This is a genomic window from Synechocystis sp. LEGE 06083 (assembly GCF_015207725.1).
Classification (GTDB): Bacteria; Cyanobacteriota; Cyanobacteriia; order Cyanobacteriales; family Microcystaceae; genus Synechocystis; species Synechocystis salina.
The window spans coordinates 1-5,480 of record NZ_JADEWJ010000263.1 but is presented as its reverse complement, the minus strand read 5'-3'; the positions used below and the strand labels follow the sequence as shown (position 1 = coordinate 5,480).

At 51.4% G+C, this 5,480-nt stretch carries 3 protein-coding genes; 1 reads left to right on the top strand and 2 read right to left on the bottom strand.

Features of this window, described 5'->3' with window-relative positions:
- Together IQ219_RS16315 and era are read right to left on the bottom strand one after the other, a co-directional pair.
- The coding region (locus tag IQ219_RS16315; RefSeq protein WP_194073302.1) for a hybrid sensor histidine kinase/response regulator at nt 1-2,992 on the bottom strand (2,992 nt) is incomplete at its 3' end.
- Nucleotides 2,993-3,001: 9 nt separating this feature from the next.
- On the bottom strand, nt 3,002-3,940 hold the full coding sequence (gene era, locus IQ219_RS16310) for a GTPase Era (protein ID WP_194073301.1): 939 nt from the start codon (nt 3,938-3,940) through the stop codon (nt 3,002-3,004).
- Between the two features lie 460 nt (nt 3,941-4,400).
- On the opposite strand from era, the gene IQ219_RS16305 reads away from it, so the two are divergent.
- Nucleotides 4,401-5,438 carry an RNA polymerase sigma factor, RpoD/SigA family gene (locus IQ219_RS16305; RefSeq protein ID WP_368667625.1) on the top strand — a complete coding sequence of 346 codons (1,038 nt, stop codon included), beginning with the start codon at nt 4,401-4,403 and terminating at the stop codon, nt 5,436-5,438.
- The last annotated feature ends 42 nt before the right edge of the window (nt 5,439-5,480 follow it).

The window sequence follows — 5,480 nt, the reverse complement described above, 5'->3', positions numbered from 1 at the left end:
CATCCTGGCCATCCCGGGCGGTTTCTGTGTGGTAATCGGCTTTTTTAAAGGTCATGGAAAGCATTTCCCGCACCATCACCGAATCATCGATAATTAACACCGTTGAACGTAGGGTGCCAGGACTACTTTTCACAATGGTGGGAGCTTCTTCAGAGAAGTTGCCCCGGGCTTTTTTGAAGCGGGACAGAATGGAATTGGTTTTGCGGGTACTGCCAGGAAGTAACACTTCTCCACTCAACATCCGGTTAGCCGCATCCAAAATGTCTTTTTCCGTATAGGGCTTAGTGAAATAACCCGTTGCCCCCAGTTTGGCCGCCACCTTACGATGGCGATCGGCTCCCCGGGAAGTGAGTAAGGCCACTGGAATGGAGGAGAGTTCTTCGTCTGCTTGTAGTTCCGACAACAACTCCAAGCCATTTTTACGCGGCATTTCAATGTCACAGAAAACCAAATCACAGGGCAGCCCAGACTTCAACTGGTCCCAGGCTTCTTGCCCATCTCGGGCCTGTTCCACCCGGAAACCAGCTTTTTTGAAGCTTAGGGATAGCAGCTCCCGCACCGTGATGGAGTCGTCCACAATCAGCACAGTGGGGTCCATGTGGACTTCATTGGCTGTGGGTGTGAGAGTTTTACGCCATAGTCCGCCACTACTGTCGGTGCGGAGACGACCCTGGGCGATTTCGATCAGTTCCAAAACATCGGCAATGGGCATGATGCTGCCATCCCCCCGCACAGTGGCCCCGGCAATACCAGGGGGTTTGGGAATGGGTCCCTCAATCTGTTTGATGACAATTTCTTCTTCCCCTAGGATCTGGTCAATCTGCAGGGCTAGCAGGTTACCAGAACTGCCCCGGGCGATGATAACCCGCACCACATCTTCCTCTTGCTTGCCGCCATACACACTTCCCCGGCTCAATTGACGGTTATAGTTGAGCAAATCTTTGAGGGGATAGAGGGGTAAAAGCAGGGCTTCCTTGCCGTATTTGACGCACTTTTGACCATCTTCATCGGTGACAATGTCCTTGGGCAGGTAGTCCCTGGTATCTTCTACTCCGTCCATGGGAAAGGCTATGCGAGCCCGATCGCTCAGGCAACAAAGGGCTTTGCAAATGCTCAGGGTGAGGGGCAAACGGATGGTAAACGTGGTGCCCTTACCCACAGTGGAGTCAATGTTAATGGCTCCCCGGATATCAATCAGACTGGTACGTACCACGTCCAGACCCACCCCCCTACCGGCAAAGTCGTCTGCCGTATCCTTGGTGCTAAAACCAGCATGGAACAAGAGGTCATACACTTCCGATTGGGAGAGGCTCTGGGCCTCCATCCGGGTGATGAGACCCTTTTCAACCGCCTTTTGTTTGACCATTTCTGTGTTGATACCGGCCCCATCATCAGAGACAGTAATCAGAGTCTGGTTCCCTTGAAGAAAGGCCCGTACGGCGAGATGTCCTTCGGGAGATTTGCCCAATTGTTGCCGTTCCGCTGGGGTTTCAATGCCGTGGGTGATGGCATTGTTAACCAAGTGGGTCATGGGGTTGTAGAGGTGCTCCAAAATCATTTTGTCGATCAGCACATCGCCCCCTTCCACTTCCAGGTTGACCTTTTTATTCAGCTTCATGGACACTTCCCGGATAGCCCGGGGCAGGCGATCGGCCGTTTGGGTAAAGGGCACCATGCGGGATTTGGTCATCCCCTCCTGCAGTTGGGTGGTTACCTGTCTCAGGGTCCTGGCAACTTGATCAGTCTCATCCACCAGGTATTGAATATCTGACGCAGACTCCCGCACCCGTACAATTAGTTCAATCATCTCCTGGGAAAGTAGATGAAAGCCCGTAAAACGGTCCATTTCCAGGGCATCCAAGGGCTGTTCGTTCATGGTGGAAGAACCGGAGGCAGTGGCCCTGGCATCGGGGTAGGTCGTTTTCGAGGATTGATAACGGTTGCTGGTGCTGCGACTAGCCAATAGGGCCCCCTCCAGCAAAGTTCTCTCGTATAAGTCCTGCATACGCCCCCCCACGTCGCTGAGGTTTTGGGCCTGGTTAAGCAGATTATCCAAAAATTGCCGCAAACGCTCTTGATCCTGTTCGAGGCGGTTCCGTTTGACTACTAGTTCCCCAATTAAGTTACTAAGATTGTCCAGTTGTTTAATGGGCACCCGCATGGTCTGCTCAAAACTACGGGATTTAACTTGCCTGGGCCGGGCAGGTAATCGAGCCCCTCCCATACCGGCTATGCCTCCCCCAAGATTGCTATCCGCCTGTTCCAGCAATGCTTCCAAGTCTTTGAATTCGTCCTCATCTTCCTCTTCCACAGCCACGGGCAAGCGAAAAGGATGGCTGATGGTGGCAAAGGATTTTTGCGCTGGGGTATCGATGAGGCTTTCTAGTTCAGTAAAGGAAAAATTCTCGTCCAGGACAGGGGCATCAATCAGTCCATCTAAGTCATCGATCGCCGCAAACAGCATTACTTTGCCTGTCGATGGGGGCGCCGGCTCAGCACTGGCAAAGGTGTGCAAACCAGGACTGGTGATGGTGGGCTCAGCATCCCCTACCCCTAGTAAATCCTGCAACTCCGCCAAGTCATGGTCATTGAGGCCACCACTGGTTTGATAGGCGGGGGCACTGGTTTCGGGAATGGAAGCAAGGGGATCCGCTTCCATCATTTGGTCAATTTCTAGCCAACTGGAGCTTTCAAAGGGATCGATCGCCGTTGGGGGGGCATCTTCATCCGTAAAGAGAGCGTCTAGTTCCGCTTCCGGGGAATTGAAATCTAGGGTCATGCGGACCGGTGGCTCTTCCTCCCCAGGGGACGATGGGCCAAACCCTTCCCCCTGGATGACGGTGGGCTCTCCTTCAAACAGATCACCAAAATCCAATTCCTCAATGCCGTTATTTTCCTCGTCACCGCCAATGAGGGAAGTAAAGGCATCTTCCCCCTCCTCTTCCTCAAACCAATTTTCGAATGCCTGGGCTGGGTTGGGATCGCTAGTCATTGCTTCTTGCTACTCTTCCACACGGTATCCAAATTCTAACAACTGCTGGCGAGACTGCCGCCATTTTGGTTCAACTTTCACAAATAGTTTTAAATAAACATCCCCGGAAATTAATTTTTGAATTTGTTGCCGAGCCGCACTCCCGATCGCCTGGAGCATACTACCTTTTTGCCCAATGATAATGCCCTTTTGGGAGCCCCTTTCCACTGTAATGGCAGCAAAAACATTGGTACGCTGGGGGGTTTCCTCCACCTTCTCAATGGCGATCGCCACGGAATGGGGCACTTCCTGGCGAGTAAGCAGCAAAATCTGTTCCCGAATTAACTCGCCCATAATGAAACGTTCTGGCTGATCAGTGACCAAATCCGGCGGATAGTAATAGGGTCCAGGCTCCAGTCTTGTTTCCAGGACACTCTGAAAATCACTTAGACCTTCCCCCGTCAAGGCGGAAAATTTAAAGCAGGGCCAGCCATGGTCTTCTGTCAGGGTTTCATAGCTAGCGTTAAGTTCTTCGCGCTGGTCTGGGGGTTGTTGATCCTGTTTATTAAGTCCCACCACCACCGGCCCATCACTTTTTTGGAGCAAATCCACCACAAACTGGTCTCCCCGACCCAAAGTTGCACTGCTATCCACCAAAAAAACGATCAGATCAACGCTATGGATAGCTTGGATGGCGTTTTTCACCAATACTCTCCCCAACTCATGGTGGGGCTTGTGAATACCAGGGGTATCGAGCAAAATCATCTGACAGGTGGGAGTGGTGACAATGCCTTGGAGTCGATTGCGGGTGGTTTGGGCCACTGGAGAAGTAATGGCAATTTTCTGTCCCACCAATTGGTTCATCAAAGTTGATTTGCCCACATTGGGACGGCCCACAATGGCCACAAAACCGGAACGAAAATCTGGAGGAGCCTGGGGAATAGTTGCAGTGGTGTTGGGGATATCCATCAAAAAAATTGAGCCTAAAAATTCCGCAGTTTATGGTGATCGGGAAGAAAAACTTTAAAAATGTTACTGAATTAATCAGCCACGGGGAAAAGTCAAGGGAGTAAACCATCCCAAGAGAAAACGGCTTGCCAGCTTGACAAAAAAATATGTTGGGTTAACCCCCCTGTGCCATTCGGTAATCCTTCATCCTAGCCCTTGTGGAATCCCTTAATAATTCGTCATCATGGTGATATTGATTTTTTGGGTATCTTTTAGCTATGCGGCTGTAGGAGCGTGATGTTGGTTTCGGTGGCAATACCCCGGACCAAGATCACAAAAATTATTGATTATCCCTGAACCTTGTCACCATTTGCGGCGTCTAAAGGCCCACTCGCTAGGACACGGTGTAAAAAATTGACGACTGCACTACCTACCCTATTCTCCACCATCAATGACTTAGTCTAAGGCATTTTTGGGAAAGATGGTAACAGTGACAGTTATTCTGTTGCTCTTCATTAAGGAGTCATTCCGAATGCCCACCGCCAATCTCTCCTCCCCTACCTCCACCCCCACTTTCACCGCCGATATGGTGAGGTCCTATCTCCATGAAATTGGTCGGGTACCCCTGTTAACCCATGAGCAAGAAATTATCCTCGGCAAACAAGTCCAACAAATGATGGCTCTGCTGGAGCAGAGAAAAGCCCTGACCGACAAGCTGGGCCGAGAGCCCTCCGATGGAGAATGGGCTGAAGCGGCGGATTTGTCGGTGACGAAACTACAGCGTTACCTGGGCCAAGGGGAACGGGCCAAACGCAAGATGATTGAAGCTAACCTCCGTTTGGTAGTGGCGATCGCCAAAAAATATCAGAAGCGGAATATGGAATTTTTGGATCTGATCCAAGAAGGTAGCCTCGGTTTAGAAAGGGGAGTAGAAAAATTTGACCCCACCAAAGGCTATAAATTCTCCACCTACGCCTACTGGTGGATCCGCCAAGCCATCACCCGGGCGATCGCCCAACAGGGCCGGACTATCCGTTTGCCCATTCACATCACCGAAAAGTTAAACAAAATCAAAAAAACCCAACGGGAACTCTCCCAACAACTGGGTCGCAGTGCTACCCCCGCCGAGGTGGCCCGGGCCCTGGAAATTGACCCTAGTCAAATTCGTGAGTACCTCAGCCTGTCCCGCCAACCCATTTCCCTCGACGTGCGGGTGGGAGATAACCAGGACACGGAATTATCGGAACTGCTGGAGGACGAAGGAGTTTCCCCCGATGCCTACATCACCCAGGAGTCCATGCGCCAGGACTTGCAAAATTTACTGGCGGAATTAACGCCCCAACAACAGGCGGTGCTGACCATGCGCTTTGGTCTTAACGATGGCCAGGAGCTGTCTTTAGCCAAAATTGGCCAGCATCTCAACATCAGCCGGGAAAGGGTCCGCCAATTAGAAAACCAAGCTCTTACCCAACTGAAGCGTCGGCGGGCTAATATGGCAGAGTATATTATCGCCAGTTAGTTGCCCAATTACGGTGCCACTCGGCCAGCATCTGGCCAAGCT